The organism is Micromonospora sp. NPDC004336 (genome assembly GCF_053602615.1).
In genome coordinates, this window is the sequence record NZ_JBSGDY010000023.1 from 1 (window position 1) to 17,191 (window position 17,191).

General features: G+C 71.4%; 14 protein-coding genes. 3 read left to right on the plus strand and 11 right to left on the minus strand.

Annotated elements, in window-relative coordinates; genetic code table 11:
- Positions 1-32 precede the first annotated feature (32 nt).
- From wecB to ACWENR_RS08000, 4 genes are read right to left on the minus strand one after another with little or no spacing between them, the layout of a single operon-like run.
- Positions 33-1,157, minus strand: coding sequence for a non-hydrolyzing UDP-N-acetylglucosamine 2-epimerase (wecB, locus tag ACWENR_RS07985; protein WP_452276282.1), 1,125 nt, complete (start codon positions 1,155-1,157; stop codon positions 33-35).
- Complete coding sequence (locus tag ACWENR_RS07990; RefSeq protein ID WP_452276283.1) at positions 1,154-2,392, minus strand: glycosyltransferase family 4 protein; 1,239 nt, start codon at positions 2,390-2,392, stop codon at positions 1,154-1,156. Before ACWENR_RS07990 ends, wecB begins: the two co-directional genes overlap by 4 nt.
- Complete coding sequence (locus ACWENR_RS07995; RefSeq protein ID WP_452276284.1) at positions 2,389-3,516, minus strand: polysaccharide biosynthesis C-terminal domain-containing protein; 1,128 nt, start codon at positions 3,514-3,516, stop codon at positions 2,389-2,391. Before ACWENR_RS07995 ends, ACWENR_RS07990 begins: the two co-directional genes overlap by 4 nt.
- Positions 3,510-4,550: an SDR family NAD(P)-dependent oxidoreductase gene (locus ACWENR_RS08000; RefSeq protein ID WP_452276285.1), complete on the minus strand. Its 1,041-nt coding sequence runs from the start codon at positions 4,548-4,550 to the stop codon at positions 3,510-3,512. The genes ACWENR_RS07995 and ACWENR_RS08000 overlap by 7 nt, the downstream gene beginning before the upstream one ends.
- Before the next feature lie 418 nt (positions 4,551-4,968).
- On the opposite strand from ACWENR_RS08000, the gene ACWENR_RS08005 reads away from it, so the two are divergent.
- Positions 4,969-6,234: a glycosyltransferase family 4 protein gene (locus ACWENR_RS08005; RefSeq protein WP_452276286.1), complete on the plus strand. Its 1,266-nt coding sequence runs from the start codon at positions 4,969-4,971 to the stop codon at positions 6,232-6,234.
- A gap of 173 nt (positions 6,235-6,407) precedes the next feature.
- Positions 6,408-7,598 (plus strand): O-antigen ligase family protein, encoded by a 1,191-nt coding sequence (locus ACWENR_RS08010; RefSeq protein ID WP_452276287.1) that lies wholly within the window; start codon positions 6,408-6,410, stop codon positions 7,596-7,598.
- Positions 7,599-7,662: 64 nt separating this feature from the next.
- Here ACWENR_RS08010 and ACWENR_RS08015 read toward each other — a convergent pair whose 3' ends face one another.
- From ACWENR_RS08015 to ACWENR_RS08030, 4 genes are read right to left on the minus strand one after another with little or no spacing between them, the layout of a single operon-like run.
- A complete protein-coding gene (locus ACWENR_RS08015) occupies positions 7,663-8,865 on the minus strand; it encodes a glycosyltransferase (RefSeq protein ID WP_452276288.1) in 1,203 nt (400 codons plus the stop codon).
- Positions 8,858-10,207 (minus strand): glycosyl transferase family 1, encoded by a 1,350-nt coding sequence (locus tag ACWENR_RS08020; protein WP_452276289.1) that lies wholly within the window; start codon positions 10,205-10,207, stop codon positions 8,858-8,860. Before ACWENR_RS08020 ends, ACWENR_RS08015 begins: the two co-directional genes overlap by 8 nt.
- Complete coding sequence (locus ACWENR_RS08025; RefSeq protein ID WP_452276290.1) at positions 10,194-11,630, minus strand: lipopolysaccharide biosynthesis protein; 1,437 nt, start codon at positions 11,628-11,630, stop codon at positions 10,194-10,196. Before ACWENR_RS08025 ends, ACWENR_RS08020 begins: the two co-directional genes overlap by 14 nt.
- An 8-nt stretch (positions 11,631-11,638) precedes the next feature.
- On the minus strand, positions 11,639-12,583 hold the full coding sequence (locus tag ACWENR_RS08030; protein ID WP_452276291.1) for an NAD-dependent epimerase/dehydratase family protein: 945 nt from the start codon (positions 12,581-12,583) through the stop codon (positions 11,639-11,641).
- Positions 12,584-12,756: 173 nt separating this feature from the next.
- On the opposite strand from ACWENR_RS08030, the gene ACWENR_RS08035 reads away from it, so the two are divergent.
- Positions 12,757-13,686, plus strand: a complete 930-nt coding sequence (locus tag ACWENR_RS08035; RefSeq protein ID WP_452276292.1) for an NAD(+)/NADH kinase — start codon at positions 12,757-12,759, stop codon at positions 13,684-13,686.
- 13 nt (positions 13,687-13,699) lie between these two features.
- Here ACWENR_RS08035 and ACWENR_RS08040 read toward each other — a convergent pair whose 3' ends face one another.
- From ACWENR_RS08040 to glgC, 3 genes are all read right to left on the minus strand, one after another.
- Positions 13,700-14,239, minus strand: a complete 540-nt coding sequence (locus ACWENR_RS08040) for an acyltransferase (RefSeq protein ID WP_452276293.1) — start codon at positions 14,237-14,239, stop codon at positions 13,700-13,702.
- A 73-nt stretch (positions 14,240-14,312) separates the two neighbouring features.
- Positions 14,313-15,959, minus strand: a complete 1,647-nt coding sequence (gene pgm, locus ACWENR_RS08045; RefSeq protein ID WP_452276294.1) for a phosphoglucomutase (alpha-D-glucose-1,6-bisphosphate-dependent) — start codon at positions 15,957-15,959, stop codon at positions 14,313-14,315.
- Entirely contained in the window at positions 15,956-17,188 is a 1,233-nt protein-coding gene (gene glgC / locus ACWENR_RS08050) for a glucose-1-phosphate adenylyltransferase (RefSeq protein WP_452276295.1), read from the minus strand. The genes pgm and glgC overlap by 4 nt, the downstream gene beginning before the upstream one ends.
- Positions 17,189-17,191 lie beyond the last annotated feature (3 nt).

Below are 17,191 nucleotides of genomic sequence, written 5' to 3' on the forward strand. Positions count from 1 at the left end.
GGAACCCCGGTCGCCGGCCCCCGTCGTCCGGTTCAGCGGCGGATGCCGGCCCAGTCGTGGTGCCGCCGCACCGTGGAGAGGATGAAGTCGACCACCCGGCGGGAGGTGTCCGGCACCCGGTAGTCGACCGGGCAGGGCACCCCCTGCGCGGCGACCTGGCCGACGGTGACCTCCACCGCCTCGACCACGCCCTGCGGGTCGAGGCCGGTCATGATGATCCCGCCGGCGTCCAACGCCTCCGGGCGCTCGATCGACTCGCGCAGCGTCACGGCGGGGAAGCCGAGGATCGCGGCCTCCTCGCTGATCGTGCCGCTGTCGGAGAGCGTGCAGTAGGCCCTGGTCTGCAGGTGTACGTAGTCGAAGAGGCCGAACGGCTCGTGGAACGCGATCCCGTCGAGGGCGGCGGCGTCCGGCGCCAACGCCTCCAACCGCTTGCGGGTGCGGGGGTGCGTCGAGACCAGCACCGGATGCCCCCACCGGTCCCGGACGGCCCGGAGGCAGTCGAGCAGGCGCTCCAGGCGGGCCGGCTGGTCCACGTTCTCCTCGCGGTGCGCGCTGACCACGAAGTACCGGCCGGGCGCGAGGTCGAGCTGCCGCAGGATCGCCGACGCGGCGACGTCCGACCGGTAGTGCTCCAGGACCTCCCGCATCGGGGAGCCGGTGTGCAGGATCCGGCGCGGATGCAGGCCCTCGGCCAGCAAATTGCGCCGGGCGTGCTCGGTGTAGACGAGGTTGAAGTCGGCGACGTGGTCGACGAGCCGGCGGTTCGTCTCCTCCGGGACGTTCAGGTCGAAGCACCGGTTGCCGGCCTCCATGTGGTAGACCGGCACCCGCATACGCCGGGCCATCAGCGCGGCGATGCAGCTGTTGGTGTCGCCGAGCACGAGCAGCGCGTCCGGGCGCGTCTCGGCGATGGCCTCCTCCATGCCGACCAGCACGCCGCCCAGCACGCGACCGAGCGACGAGGTGTCCACCCGCAGGAACCGGTCCGGCTCGCGCAGCCGCAGCTCCTTGAAGAAGACGTCGGATAGCGTGCTGTCCCAGTTCTGGCCGGTGTGCACCAGCAGGTGGTCCACCGTGTCGTCGAGCCGGGCGATCACCCGGGACAACCGGATGATCTCGGGTCGGGTGCCGACCACCGTCATGATCCGGGTCATGCCCGTCCTCTCTGCGCTGCCAGCTTGCTCATGATGTCCTCGAACTGGTCCACGCCCACCCGCAGCGACATGCGCTCCTGGTAGACGCGCCGGGCCCGCAGCCCCAGCTCCGCCCGCGTCGCCGGCGACTCGGCCGCCGCGACGGAGAACCGCGCGGCGAGCGCCCGCCAGTCCCCCGGCGGGGCGACGAGCCCGACGCCGGCCGAGCGGACCAGCGCCGCCGCGTCGCCGCCCACCGAGGCGATCACCGGGGCGCCGCAGGCGAGGGCGGCCTGCAGCTTCGACGGGATGCTGCCGCGCAGCGCCGGCAGGTCGCGCAGGCAGACGAGCTGCCAGTCCGCGGCGGCGTACAACTCGGCCATCCGCTCCGGCGGGCGACGGCCGACGAAGCGGACGTTGTCGGCGCCCAGGTCGGCGGCGAGCCGCCGGGCGGCGTCCTCGTCCGCGCCGGAGCCGACCAGCACCAGGTCGACCCGCTCGCGGACGGCGGCCGCGGCCCTGATCGCGGTCTCGATGCCCTGCAACAGGCCGATGTTGCCGGCGAACATCACCGTGCAGCGTCCGCGGTGGCCCAGCACCGCGCGGGCCGCGTCGGTGGCCGGCACCGGCCGGAACAGCGCGTCGTCGGTCCAGTTCCACACCACCCGGACCCGGGCCGGGTCCGCGCCCCGGGCCACCACCAGGTCGGCCATCGCCGGCGAGATCGCCACGACGGCACCGGCCAGGCGGTACGTCGCACGCATCGACGCCGCGATCCCCCGCCGCAGCGCGCGGCCGGCCAGGCCGGTCGGCGCCATGCCGGACCCCAACACGGACTCCGGCCACAGGTCCTGCACGTGGAGCACGATCGGCGTACGCCGGGCCAGGCGGGCGATCGCCGCCGCGGCGAACGAGGTGGGCGGCGGATGGTAGACGTAGGTGACGTCGACGCCGGCCAGCCAACGGACGCCGCCCAGCGCGCTGCTGGCCCCGAAGGAGAGGTGGCTCAGCGCGCGCCGGGCGGCGGACGTGTCGTGGCTGGGATAGGCGGGCACGCGCCGGACGGCGACGGGGCCGTCGGCCTCGACGTGCCGCCAGCGTTGCCGCCAGCCCGGGAAGACGCGACCGTGCGGATAGCTCGGAAAGGTGGTGAGCACCCGCACCTCGTGGCCCCGCTCCGCCAGCTGGCGCGCCAGGTTGCCGGGGATGAACACCCCTTCCGGCGGATACCACTGGCTGACCAGGCCGATCCTCACGGGCCGCCCACCGCCCGCTCCGCCCCCGGCGGTTCCACCGGCTCGGGCCAGGTGTCCGGCCGGCCCGGGTCGAACACCTCGTTCGTCCAGAACATGGTGACCAGCTCGTCCGGGCCGGTGTTGACCAGGTTGTGCACCCACATGGTGGGCATGTCCACCAGCACCGGCTCGTCGCCGGAGACGGGAAACCGCACCACCTCGGTGTCGCCGACCCTGCGCAGGCTGATCACGGCCGAGCCGTGCAGCACGACGAACCGCTCCATCTTGGCCAGGTGGAAGTGCTCGCCCCGGGTGACGCCGGGACGGGTCGTGGAGCAGAACGTCTGCCCGCCGCCCCCGTGCGCCTTGACCGTCTCGACCAGCTCGCCCCTGGCGTCGGCCCGGCGCGGCAGCGGCAACGGGTAGTGCGCGGGGAAGCAGTGCGACCGGTACGTGTTGAACAGCCGCACGTCGTGCCGGTCCAGCAGGGCCGGGATCTCCCCCGTCCGGTAGGTGGCGGCGACGTCGGCGAGCCGGTCGGCGAGGGCCCGTACGCCGATCCGCAGCGCCGGCATCGCCGGATCCCACGACTGCGCGGCCGGAACACCCACGAGTCGGGCCGCCGCGTCGGTGACGTGCACCAGGCTCAGCTCGCGGTCGCCGTGCACCTCCGGCTGACCGCCCTCGGCGAGCAGCCGGCAGAACGTCGCGACCGCGGAGTTGTAGAACGGTCGCCCGTGCTCGCCGTACAGGTTCGGCAGCAGGACGTCGTCGACGGGCAGGCCCGTGTCGGCGAGAACGCGGGCGGCGGCGGCCTTCGCGTCACCGTAGGGCGTGCCGTTGCCGGCCTGCACCGAGTTGGCGAAGACCACCGAGCCGGGCGGCGCGGCGCAGTGCTTGAGACCCTGCGCGAGCTGGGCCGCGAGCTGCACGTTGCCGGCGGAGACGTCCGCCGGCTCGCCCCGGTTGACGCCGGCCAGGTGCAGCACCCGGTCGACCCCGTCGACCTTCGCGGCGACCCGCTCGGGGTCGGCCAGGTCGGCGCGGGTGACGACGACCGGCTCCGGCCAGCCGAGGACGCGCAGCAGCACCCGCACGTGCCAGCCGAGGAAGCCGCCGGCCCCGGTGACCGCGAGCCTCAGCACGCCAGCACCGGATCCCGCAGGGCCAGCTCCGCGCGGACCTCCGGCAGCGTCTTCAGCAGCTCGACGATCTCCGGTACGCGCATCCGCGGCGCGTTGGCCGAGTTGAAGTCCTCGGCCGGCCCCTGGCCCAGCTCCCCCTCGTCCACGTAGAGCGCGTAGTTCAGGTCGCGCGCGTCCAGCGGCACCCGGAGGAAGTCGCCGAAGTCGTCGGCCTGGGCGAGCTCCTCGCGGCTGGCGAGCGTCTCGTCCCGCTTCTCGCCGTGCCGTACGCCGATCACGTCGAGCTTGGCCGGCACGTCGAAGAGTTCGCAGACCGCCTCGGCCAGGTCGCCGATCGTGCAGGCGGCGGCCTTGCGGACGAAGATGTCGCCGGGCCGGGCGTGCTGGAAGGCGTGCTCGACGAGTTCCACCGAGTCGGCCAGCGACATCAGGAACCGGGTCATCCCCGGGTCGGTCACCGTGGGCGCCCGGCCCGCCTTGATCTGCTCGATGAACAGCGGGATCACCGAGCCGCGCGAGTACATGACGTTGCCGTACCGGACGCAGGAGACCGTGGTGGCGCTGTTCGGGTTGTTCCGGGCGTGCGCCTGGGCCACCTTCTCCATCAGCGCCTTGCTCATGCCCATCGCGTTCACCGGGTAGACGGCCTTGTCGGTGCTCAGCACGACGACGGAGCCGACACCGTTGCGCTCCGCCGCCTCGACGACGTTGGCGCTGCCCAGGACGTTGGTCCGCACCGCCTCCAGCGGGAAGAACTCGCACGACGGGACCTGCTTGAGGGCCGCCGCGTGGAAGATGTAGTCGATGCCCCGGCTGGCCCGCAGCACCGAGTCGTAGTCGCGCACGTCCCCGACGTGGTAGCGGACCCGGTCGTCGCCGAGCATGCGACGCATGTCGTCCTGTTTGGCCTCGTCACGGCTGAGCACCCGCACCTCGCCGACGCCGCGGTCGAGGAGCCGTCGCACCATCGTCTTGCCGAAGGAACCCGTGCCGCCGGTGATGAGGACCCGGCGTCCGGTCGTCGAATACGTCACTGGTTGCTCCCCGTCTGGATCGTCAGCAGGTCTCGATGCCCGGAGAGGCAGGTCAGAGCCCCGGGTCACACCACGGGCAACGAACTCGGGCAGCCACAGAAACGCCCAAAACGCTCAGGAAAGCGGAGTGGGGCGCGGACGGCTGCGGTGCGGGCTTCCCTCCGGCCCGCACCGACAGGTCGAAAGCACGAAATACGTGAAACTCGCAATCGGCGCGGTGGAAGCTGGTAATACTCAGGCAGCGTCCTTCCCACCAGGTCGACGGCACGTGCCAGGGCGCCTCATCGACGCACTCCGCCCCGCCCCGATGCCCCGCCAGTCCTAGGAGCACCATGCTCGACAACAGTCCGGAGCCACGGTCCACGCGCAGGGACCTCGTGTCCGCCACAGGTGACACGATCGCCCTGGACGACCCGAGATGAGGGTTCTGGTCGCGGTCGAAGCGCGGTTCATCCGTACGCCGGACGGCGCGGTCTGGACGCGTGAGGGCCCCGCCTACGGCTTCTTCACCCGCTACCTGTCCGCCTTCACCGAAGTGGTGGTGATCGCGCGGGTGGCGGACGCCGCCTCCGTGGCTCCGGACTCGCACCGCGTCGACGGGCCCCGCGTGGTCGTGCGGCAGATACCGCACTACCTCGGCCCCTGGCAGTACGCCCGCCGCCGGGCATCGGTCGTTCGCGCGCTACGGGGCGCGGAGGACCCACACGCGGTCCTCGTGCTGCGAGCGCCCACCGTGCTGGGCTCGCTGCTGGCCGCGGCGCGCAGACGCGCCGGCCTGCCCTACGCCGTCGAGGTGATGGCGGACCCCGACACGGTCTACGCCCCGGGCGTGGTCGACCACCCGCTCCGTCCCTGGTTGAGGTGGCGCCACACGACGTCGTTGCGGCACCAGTGCCGTACCGCCATCGGGGTCGCCTACGTCACCGAGCGGTACCTGCAACGGCGGTACCCCGCCGGGCCGGACGCCGTGACCGCCGCGTACTCGAGTGTCGAGATGCCCCCGGAGGCCTTCGTGGCGGCTCCGCCGCCACCCGCGCGACGCAGCGAGTACGTCGTCGTTTCGGTCGGATCGCTGGAGATGCTGTACAAGGGCATCGACACCCTGACAGAGGCCCTCGCCCGGCTCGTCACCACCGGGCTGCCGGTCCGGTGTGTCCATGTCGGAACCGGGCGCCAGCAGGCCCGGCTGGAGCAGTTGGCCGATCGGCTCGGTGTACGTCACCGGATCGAATTCGTCGGCTCCGTCTCCGCGGGGGCGAAGGTCCGGCAGTACCTCGACCAGGCCGACGTCTTCGCCATGCCGTCGCGCACCGAGGGCCTCCCCAAGGCGCTGGTCGAGGCGATGGCTCGGGGGCTGCCCGCCGTCGGCACCTCGGTGGGGGGTATCCCCGAGCTGCTCGCCGAGGAGGACATCGTTCCGCCGGACGACCCCGCCGCCCTGGCGCGTGCGATAGGCCGCCTGCTCGGCGAGCCGGCAAGGCGGGCCGAGGCCTCGGCCCGCAACCTCGCCCGATCCCGCGACTTCTCCCAGGAGAGCCTCGCCCGACGCCGGGACGCCTTCTACAGCGCCCTACGAGACGCCGTCACCAGCAGGCACGGCGCGCCGGTCCGGCATCCCGGACACCAGAACTCGCGTCCTGACACGCAGACCGAGCCCGCATTCGAAGGGGAAGCGGTTTCATGACGAGCCCTCCGACGTTCAGTCCGGCTGTTCCTGTCCGGGAGGGCCAGCACCGAATCTCCCAGCGCCCCGCCTCGGCGAGGTTCGGGGACACCGCCGGGACGGCACCGTCGCCGAACCGCGCGCTTCCCGCCAGGGATCTCCCGGGACTGGCGTTGATCTGTACGGTGGCCTTCGTGGCTGCCTGGTCGCCGACAACGGCCGCCACCTACGGGGGCGCGGCCGCGGTGATCGCCCTCCTGGTCGACTTCCGTCTCCCCCGGTTCCGTCTCGCCGACGTCCTGGCGGGTCTGACCGCCCTGTGGGCTCTCGGCAGCACCCTGCTCGTCGACGCCGGCGATCCCTCGACCACCCGGTGGCTGGCCTACATGTACGCGTCCGCGTGCCTGATCTTCATCGCGGTCCGGCACGTCGTACGGGGCAGGAACCATCTCCTCCTCGTGGGTTTCGCGCATCTCGCGGGCTGTGTCGCCACCTCGTTCATGCTGGTCGTCGGCGCTCGTGACAACGCCGACCACCGAGACACGCTCCTCGACTACAACGTCCGGTACGGCCTGGACGGCATCAACATGAACTACACCTCGTACACGTTCGTGACGGGGGCCGTGCTCGCGGTCGTCCTGCTCCGGTTCGGCCCGCGAGCGCGCGTCGTGCAGGCGACGCTCCTCGGCGCCCTGCTGGCATTCGGCTACGGCGTGGTGCTGACCGGCTCCAAGGGGGCCACGCTCGGGCTCGTCCTGGGCGCGTCGTACCTCTTCGCGACGACCATCGGTTCGACGTGGGCCTGGGCGGCGGCACGCGCGTGTGTACCCGCGCTGATCGTCCTGGTCCCGTTCACGGCCACGGGCTACTTCGACGCGACCGCACAATGGTTCGACAGGCTCTTCGGCCGCGAGACCGGTGACCTTTCCGGCAGGCTCGAGGTGTGGCCGATCGCGGTGTCGGCGTGGATGGAGCAACCCTTCACCGGGCTCGGTCCCGGAATCTTCCGAATGGTCAACCCCCTTCAGATCGGACCACACAACCTGTTCCTCGCCGTAGGCACCGATCTCGGTCTGCTCGGTGTGCTCCTCTACGGATCAGCGGTGGTGGCCGCCCTCGCCGGCGCCGCCCGGCATGCTGGCCACGCCGGCCGGGTCGCGGCCGGCGTCTTCGCGACGGCCCTGTTGCCGATCTGGATGAGCGGGCACTGGGAATACTCGCAGGGCGCCTGGCTGGTGCTGGCCCTGGTCTCCGCCCTGGCCGTCGCCACGAAGGGAAGGGTGGCCGACAGCGGGCGGCACCGCCTGCGGGCCAGGGAACGGATCCGGCCCGGTGGGCGGGTTTCGGCGGACATGATTCGTCCTCCGACTCGTCGTCTCCCGTGACGTGCCCGTCGCGGAGCCGGTCCGGCTTCGCGACACGCGGGCCCGGGAGCGACGCCCGCCGCCCTCAGGGCCGGGCGGCCTCGAGGAGCGCGGCGAGCCGGGGAGCGTAGGCGCGGTAGTCGAACGACTCGAGCGCCTGCTTTCGGGCGGCCCCGCGCATGGCTTCCCGCTGCGTCGCGGTCAACTCCAGCGCGGCGTGCAGTCCCTTCGCCAGTTCCGCCTCCGACCAGCCGTCGCAGACGAGCCCCTCGACGCCGTGACGTAGGTAGTCCCCGAGATCACTGGTCAGGTTCGCGATCACCGGCGTGCCGTTGGCGAGGCTCTCGCAGAACTTGGTGGGAAAGCCAGCCTGCGCGAACCGCTCCGGCCGACGCAGAATCACGCTGAAGTCGGCCTCGCGCAGGGCCTGCGGCACATCCTGCTGGGCCAGCCGGCCCCGCACGTCGACACCCTGTGGGAGCCGGTCGAGGCCGGCCAGGTCCCGGACCTGCGCCACTGTCGGCCCGTAGATCCGCAGTTCGATCGCGGCCCCCCGTCGCTCGAGCCGATCGACCGCTCGGATCATCGTGCCGAGCAGGTCCTTCCGACCGGGCGTGCCGGAGTAGACCAGGGACAGATCGGCCGGGCGCCGGCGGGCCGTCGGGCTGACCCGCAGGGTGCGCACGTCGAGCGTGGGCGGCACCCGGACCACATTCGTACCCGACTCACGGTAGTAGTTCTCGAGGAACGAGCTGATCGCCACGATCCCGGCGCAGCGCGGGTAGTAGTACCGCATCGCCGTCTCCGAACTCAGGTGCAGTGGGCCGAGGAAACCGCCTCGCAGGTGCCTCGGGTCGTACCACTCGACCACGTCGGCCAGCAGCGGCACCCCGTGGCGGCGGCACCAGCGTCGCAGGTGGAGCATGTATTGCGCGGCGCCACCGTAGACCACCACGTGCGAGGGGCGCGTCGGCTGGGCGTCGAGCCAGTCGACGGTACGGCGGCCGAGGCGCACGGCGAAGTGCACGGCCCGGGCCAGGAGGGATCCACCTCCCGAGGTCGTCTCCCCGAGTCCCAGGTACGAGACGGAGCCGGGTCCGTCCACGCCTTCCAGCGCGGTGATCGCCCGAGGGCCCTCCTCCCCGCTCGCGATCACCACGTGGTAGCCGGCGCTCGCGAACGAGCCGGCGATGCCGAAGACGCGCCGAGAGCCCGGCTGTCCCCAGGGGAACTGGAACGGGCCGACGTACGCCACCCACTCCCGCCGGCGAACCGTGCACTCATCCACCCGTGTGCTCCCCACAGCTCCGGCGCCTGCCGCTGCCCGCGCCCGACCTGCCGGCCTCGCCCAGGAACTCGGCGAACCGTCGACCGAGCGCTTCCCGGCGGTGGTGGCGCCGGGCGTGGTCCAGGCCGTTGCGCCCCCAGCCGGATCGAAGATCGGCATCCCCGAGTTGTCGCAGGGCTCGCAGCAACGGCTCCGGTTCGTCCATTCCCACGACGACGCCGGCCCGCGCCTCGACGATGTGCCGCATGGAGGCGAGTTCCGCGGGGCCGAAGCCGAGGATCGGCCGTCCTGCGGCCAGGTACTGCGGGATTTTCGTGGACAGCGACAGCCGCGTGTACCGGCGGTGCGCGGGCGCGAAGGATTCGGCGTGCACGAGCACGTCCGCGGCGTGCAGCACCTTGGGCACCTCGTCGCTGTGCAACCAACGGTCGAGGGACACCGACCGCCGACCCGCGAAGGCCTCCCGGAACTGCGACAGGTCGCGTTCCGGGGCGTAGATTGTCAGCCGCGGCACGGGCGGGTCGCCGGCCAACCGGTCCAACACCTCGGCGAGGCGCGCGAGGGTCTGCCACCGACCCAGATGCAGCCCGCCGACGTAGACCAGCTCGATGGCCTCAGACGGCACCCGCGCGGCGTCGTCCGCCGGGTGGGCGGCGAAGGCGGCGTCATCGACGCAGTTGGCGAAGGCGCCGAAGGGGATGCCGTACCGGCGCTGGTACTCCTCGGCCATGGGCTGGCTGATGCACATGCCGCGTGGTGCGATCCGCACCGCGGCGCGCAGTGTGCGGAGCAACGACACACGGGCCAGCCCGAACAACTCGCCGGAACCGTAGTTGGTGCGTGGCCAGTCGTCCATGAAATGTGGCACGAGGGGAATCCCGAGATCGCGAGCGATCCGCACCGCCAGCCTGTTCACCCGGACGCTGCCCAGGAACGAGTAGACGAGGTCGGGCTGGTGCCTGCGCAGCCATGGTCCCAGGTCGTCGGGGAAGCGGCACGGAGTCAGGTCGGCCACGGCGCGCACCTGCGCCATCAGCCGAGACCTGCCGCCTCGCGATGCGGGCATCGCTCCGCCCGACGCCAGGGCGGAGCCGACCGGCCCGCCGGCCGCTCCGAGCAACCTGCGCAGCCCGTGGTCGACGGGATAGTTCCGCAGGCCGAAGTGGTAGAACGACGTGCACACGTCCGTGCAGCGGGCCCTGTCCACGGTGTGCACCTGGGCGAGCCGGTCGGCCGGCCAGCCGTGGAAGAGGTTCGACAGGGTGATCCCGTCATTGGTCGAGCGGTTGAACGGTTGCGCGCCCACCACCAGCACCCGCGGATAGTCGTCATCGCACCACATACGCCACCTCCTTGTCGGCCGTCGGCAGGCCGGACATCCTCAGTGCCTTCCGGTAGCCGTAGATCGCGGCAGGCAGCACCGTGACCAGATAGGTGGCCACGGCGACGTACGGCAGCGCCGTGATGCCCCACCACATCGCGCCACACCACTTTCCGATCAGGGAGACGACCAGATAGGCCGCCCAGCCGAGCAGCTGCGGACGCACCAGACCCATCGCGTTCTGCACCATGAACCGGGGCGAGATGCCGGCGAGCAGCACCCACCACAGGGCCAGACCACCGAGAAGCCACCGGTCCCCGCCCAGGGGAACGGAGAGCCAGGCGGAGAAGAGCGGCCCGCCGACGACCACCAGGACGACCGACGGCACCAGCGTGACGGCCGTGGAGATCAGCGTCATCCGGCGCACGGTCCGACCGACCCAGGCGAAATCGCGTCGCGCGAGGGCCTCACCGTTGGCCGGCCACAGCGGCACGTTGACCAGCCCGACCAGCATCCCCGCCTGTGCCAGGACCTTGGCGGGCACGGCGTACTCCGTGACCTGCTCCAGCCCGAGGGTCCGCGCGATGATCAGGGAGTCGGCGTTGTTGGCCGCCGACATCACGACGGTCAGCACGAAGAACATTCCGCTGAGCCCGAGCAGTCCGCGGGCGAGACGGCGGTCCACGTGACGCAGCCGCGGACGGATCTCCGGCATCCGGTACCCGTACACCCAGACGGAGTTCGCGAGATTCGTAAGGAGCGGACCGATGACCGCCGCCCCCACCACCACGACAGGCGGCTGACCGGACCACACCGCGAGCAACACGAGCGGCAGGGCCAGCACGCTCCCCGCCGCCTGCCACACGTTGCTGGCCGCCACCTGCTGAGTGGCGTACTGGACGCGGGTGATCAACGACAGCGGGATGTTCAGCACGACGGCCGTCAGGCCGACCAGGACCATGCCACGGACCTCCCCCGGCGTCATGCTGCCGGGCAGTCCGAGCAGGGACGACCACGGCAGCGCCGGGGCGGCCAGCCAGAGCAGGGCGCAGAGCGCCACCGCCACCGGCAGGATGAGGCAGTACGCGCTGGACAGGTAGCGGCGCGCGCCTTCATGATCGCCGGCACCGTGGCACAGGGTCAGCTTCGTCATCAGACCGTTGCCGAGGCCCAGGTCGGCGAACGCGGCCATGCCGGCCAGCGCCAGCACGGCGGACCACAGGCCGTATCGCTCCGTACCCAGGTAGGAGAGGGTGACGGGGATCAGCAGCAGCGGAACGACGACACCGATGCCCCGGCTGAGAACGGCGGTGGCGATGCCGGAGGCGAGACGCCGGCTGCGCTCGGAGCCACCCTTGTCCGCGACACGCGGGTCGGGTGGCCGCGCGGTGCTTCCGCCCGAGGAGACGGCGGGAGTGATGGTTCTGCGGGGTGCGGGTCGCATGACCGACTTCAGCGACCGACCAGGACCTGCTCGGACATCCAGGCGACGGTCGCCCGCAGTCCCTCCCGCAGGGAGTACCGGCGGGGGGAGGGGAAGAGTTCCCCCAGACGGGTCGAGTCGGCCTGGGAGTCGCGGACGTCTCCCGGTCGAGGTGGCTCGTGTGCCCGGTCGAGTGGGCGACCCAGCACGCTCTCGAGTTCCCCCACCAGATCGAGCAGGGAGATGCGTGCCCCGAAGGCGAGGTTCACCACGTCGGGCGAGGCGACCCGCCGGACGATCGCGTCCTCGATGATCGAGGTGACGCTGCCCACGTAGGTGAAGTCGCGGGTCTGCCGGCCGTCGCCGTGAATCCGCAGTGGCTGACCGCTCAACGCCGCGGACACGAACCTCGGCACCACCGCGGCGTACGCGTGGTGCGCGGCCTGCCGTGGGCCGAAGACGTTGAAGAAGCGGAACGCCAGGACGGCCTGGTCGTAGCAGGAGGCGTGGGCCAGTGCGTACGCCTCCGTCGCCAGCTTCGACACCGCGTACGGGCTCACCGGCATCGGCCGGAGCGACTCCTGCCGGGGCAGGACCGGGTTCGCGCCGTAGACGGACGACGACGAGGCGACGATGACGTGCGGAACGTCGTGCCGCCGCACCGCTTCCAACACCATCAGGGTGCCGGTCGCGTTGGCGTGGTGGCTGGCCAGCGGGTTGTCGATGGATCGTGGCACCGATCCCAAGGCACCCAGGTGCACCACGCAGTCGGCACCCGCCAACGCCTCGTCGAGCACCTCCGCGTCCAGGACCGTGCCGCGCAGCAATCGGACCGGCAGGTCCGCGAGGTTGTCCAGCGATCCGGTGGAGAGGTCGTCGACCGCGACCAGATCGTCCATCCGGGGGTTGTCGACCAGCGAATGGAGCAGATTGGCACCGATGAAGCCGGCGCCCCCCGTCACGACGACCTTCAACGACGTTCTCCTCGTTCACACCTACGGCGTCGACCCGGAGCGCCGGGCCCGTCCGGTGGGAGCAACGAACAAGGTTCACCCAGGTCACGGTCGAGACGTCGCAGAGCCGTCGGGCCGGACGGCCCTTCCCGGTACACCCGCCGCCTGCCCCACCGGTGTGATGAGCTGTACGTATGGACCGCGTCTCGCTGGGGTTGGTGCTGCACCCGACGCGGGACGTCACCGGGATCGTCGAGATCGTCGCCGACTGGGCGGCCCGGCACGACACGGGCCTCGCCGTACGCCGCGAGGACCGGCACCGGGTCCCGTCCGGCGTCGAGGCGCTCGCCCTCGACGAGTTGATCGCGCAGGTCAGTGCGTTGATCAGCATCGGCGGGGACGGCACCATGCTTGGCGCGCTCCGCGCGACGGTCGGCGACCCGAAACCGGTGCTCGGTGTGCATCTGGGCCGGCTCGGCTTCCTGGTGGAGGTGGAACCGCCGGAGCTACCCGATGCGCTGGAGCGACTCACCAGCAGGGACTTCACCATCGAGGCGCACAGCTGTCTGGTCTGCGACGTCTGCGGCGAAGACGTCGTGGCGTTCAACGACATAGCCCTCGCCCGCCACCCGGGCTCCGGCTTCGTCAGCGCGACCCTCACCGTCGACGGACAACGCTACGGCTACTACCGGTGCGACGCGCTGGTGGTCAGCACCCCGACAGGATCGACCGCGTACAGCTACGCGGCGGGCGGGCCGCTGGTGTCTCCGGCCACCCAGGCCGTGGTGGTCACCCCGTCGGCGCCGATGGCAGGCATCTCCCGCTCGTTGGTGCTCTCGCCGGAGGAGAAGATCCGGCTGGAGCTCACACCGGGCTCCGCTCCCGTGGCGGTGGAGATGGATGGCGTGGTGATCCGGCCGGCGACCACGGAGGGAGCGATCGACATCAGCTACCGCCGGGAGGCGGGACTGGTGGTCCGCCTCGACCCGCGCCGCTACCAGGAGCGCAACCAGCTCAAGCTCAGTCTGTTGGACCTGCCGCTGCTGCCCGAACAGTTGCGTGAGCTGCTCCCCGAAGGGCTGCGCGAGCAACTCAACCGCCGTGACCTTCCCCCGCCCCGTTGACCGCGCCGACGCCTCAACCGCTCACGATGCCGTAGATCTTCCTGATCGCCTCGGCCTTTGCCTGCGCCGGCAGGTGGCCGACCCGCAGGGACTTCGCCTTGAGCCGGTCGAGATACTCGTCCGTGGTGCGGATCGGTCGCGCGGGTACGCCCACGGCGACGGTGTTGTCGGGCAGGTCGTTGGTGACGACCGAGCCCGCGCCGACCACGCACCGGTTGCCGATGCCGACCCCCGGCAGGATGAGCGAACGCATCCCGATGTAGACGTCGTCGCCGACGGTGATCGGGGCCGTCCACTCCAGGTCGGGGTGCTCCCTGCGCAGGATCAGCGTCCCGCCGTCGTGGGTGACGAACTGCACCCCGGCCGTGATGTGGACGTTGTCGCCGAGAGTGATGAGCCACGGTTCGGAGCCGAACATCCCGGGGCTCATACCGTAGAAGGTGACCCGCCCTCTCATGTTGACGCCGACCATCCGGGCGTACGCCTGCGGGTCGCGGGCCGCGATCCACCGACCCCGGATCGACCGGACCACGGAGCGAAGAAGGCTGGACAACGTTGAACCCCCGACTCTCGATACGAACACGATGCGTAACGAGCGCCGATACAAGGAGTGACGTCTCGGGTGTTCAGGCCCGTTCGAGCACCTCCGAGACCAGGTCCTTCGCCTCCTGCTGGATCCGGGCCAGGTGCTCGGGCCCCTGGAACGACTCGGCGTAGATCTTGTAGACGTCCTCCGTCCCCGACGGCCGGGCGGCGAACCAGCCGGACTCGGTGACGACCTTGAGCCCGCCGATGGGCGCGTCGTTGCCCGGGGCGGTGGTGAGGGTCGCGGTGATCGGCTCGCCGGCCAGCTCGGTGGCGGTCACCTGCTCCGGCGACAGCTTGCCGAGCACGGTTTTCTGCTCCCGGGTCGCGGGCGCGTCGATCCGGGCGTACGCGGGCGCGCCGAAGCGCCCGGCCAGCTCCGCCCAGTGCTCGCTCGGCGTGCGGCCGGTGGTGGCGATGATCTCGGCGGCGAGGAGGCAGAGCAGGATGCCGTCCTTGTCGGTGGTCCAGGTGGCCCCGTCGCGGCGCAGGAAGGAGGCGCCGGCGCTCTCCTCGCCGCCGAAGCCGACCGCGCCGTCGAGCAGCCCGGGTACGAACCACTTGAAGCCGACCGGCACCTCCAGCAGCGGGCGGCCCAGGTCGGCGGCGACGCGGTCGATCATCGAGGAGGAGACCAGGGTCTTGCCGACCGCGGCGGCCGGCCCCCAGTCCGTCCGGGTGCGGAACAGGTGGGCGATAGCCACGGCGAGGTAGTGGTTGGGGTTCATCAGGCCGCCGTCGGGGGTGACGATGCCGTGCCGGTCGGCGTCGGCGTCGTTGCCGGTGGAGACCTGGTAGTCGGCGCGGGCCGCGATCAGCGAGGCCATCGCGTTCGGCGACGAGCAGTCCATCCGGATCCTGCCGTCGCCGTCGAGGGTCATGAACCGCCAGGTGGGGTCGACGGTCGGGTTGACCACGGTCAGGTCCAGCCGGTGCCGCTGCGCGATCTCGCCCCAGTAGGCGACGCTCGCCCCGCCGAGCGGGTCGGCGCCGACGCGCACCCCGGCGGCGCGGATCGCGTCGATGTCGATCGCCGCCGGCAGGTCGTCGACGTAGTTCGCGAGGAAGTCGTACGCCCCGGTGGTGTCGGCGGTCCGCGCGCGGGCGTGGGGGATCCGGCGGACCTCCTTGAGCCCGTTCGCCAGGATGGCGTTGGCGCGGTCCTGGATCCACCCGGTGACGTCGGAGTCCGCCGGGCCGCCGTGGGTGGGGTTGTACTTGAAGCCGCCGTCGTCGGGCGGGTTGTGCGACGGGGTGATCACGATGCCGTCGGCGAGCCCGCTGGTGCGTCCCCGGTTGTGGGTGAGGATGGCGTGCGACACCGCCGGGGTGGGGGTGTAGCCGTCGCGGCTGTCCAGCAGCACGGTGACCTCGTTGGCGGCGAGCACCTCGAGGGCGTCCACGGCGGCCGGGGCCGAGAGCGCGTGGGTGTCGCGGCCGAGGAAGAGCGGCCCGTCCAGGCCCCGCTCGCGGCGGTAGTCGCAGAGCGCCTGGGTGACGGCGAGGATGTGGTCGGAGTTGAACGCGTTGCGCAGGCTCGACCCGCGGTGCCCGGAGGTGCCGAACGAGACCTGCTGCGCCGGGTCCTGCGGGTCCGGGTGCTCGGCGTAGTAGGCGGTCACCAGCCGCGGCACGTCGACCAGGTCGGCGGGCTGGGCGGGCTGACCGGCCCGGGGATGACTGCTCACGGTTCCACCTTCTGTCCCTTGCCGATGACCACGATGCCGTTGTCGGAGACGGTGTAGCGCTGCCGGTCCTTCTCCAGGTCGACGCCGATCTCGGCGCCCTCGGGCACGATCACGTTCTTGTCGAGGATGGCCCGGCGGACGACCGCGTGCCGGCCGATGTCCACCCCCTCCATCAGCACCGCGCCGTCCACGTGCGCCCAGGAGTGCACCTTCACCTTGGGCGAGACGATCGAGTTCTCCACCAGCGAGCCGGAGATCACCGCGCCGGGCGAGACCATGGAGGCGACCGCCCGGCCGACCCGTTCGCCCCACTGGTGGACGAACTTCGCCGGCGGGTACGGCGGCTGCGCCGTGTAGATCGGCCACTCGAAGTTGTAGAGGTTGAACACGGGATGCACGTTGATCAGGTCCATGTGGGCGTCGTAGAAGGAGTCGAGCGTTCCCACGTCGCGCCAGTAGCCGCGGTCCCGGTCGGTGCTGCCCGGCACCTCGTTGTCGCGGAAGTCGTAGACGTTGGCCTCGCCGCGCTCGACCAGCATCGGGATGATGCTGCCGCCCATGTCGTGCTTGCTGGTCTTGTCCTCCGCGTCGCGCTCGACCGCCTCGCAGAGCGCCCTCGTGGTGAACACGTAGTTGCCCATCGAGGCGTAGATCTCGTCGGGGGCGTCGGGCAGGCCGACCGCGTCGGTGGGCTTCTCGCGGAACGCCCGGATCCGCCGGCCGTCCTCGCCGACCTCGATGACGCCGAACTGGTCGGCCGTCGACAGCGGCTGCCGGATGCCGGCCACGGTGACCCCGGCGCCGGAGGCGATGTGGTCCTCCACCATCTGCCGCGGGTCCATCCGGTAGATGTGGTCGGCGCCGAAGACGATCACGTAGTCCGGCTGCTCGTCGTTGATCAGGTTGAAGCTCTGGTAGATGGCGTCGGCGGAGCCGGCGAACCACCACGGGCCACGGCGCTGCTGCGCCGGCACCGGCGTGACGTAGTTGCCGAGCAGGGTCGACATCCGCCACGTCTTGGTGATGTGCCGGTCGAGTGAGTGCGACTTGTACTGGGTCAGCACGACGATCTTCAGATAGCCGGCGTTCGCCAGGTTGGACAGGACGAAGTCGACCATGCGGTACATCCCGCCGAACGGGACGGCCGGCTTGGCCCGGTCCGTGGTGAGCGGCATGAGGCGCTTGCCCTCCCCGCCGGCCAGGACGATCGCGAGCACCTTGGCAGCCATGTC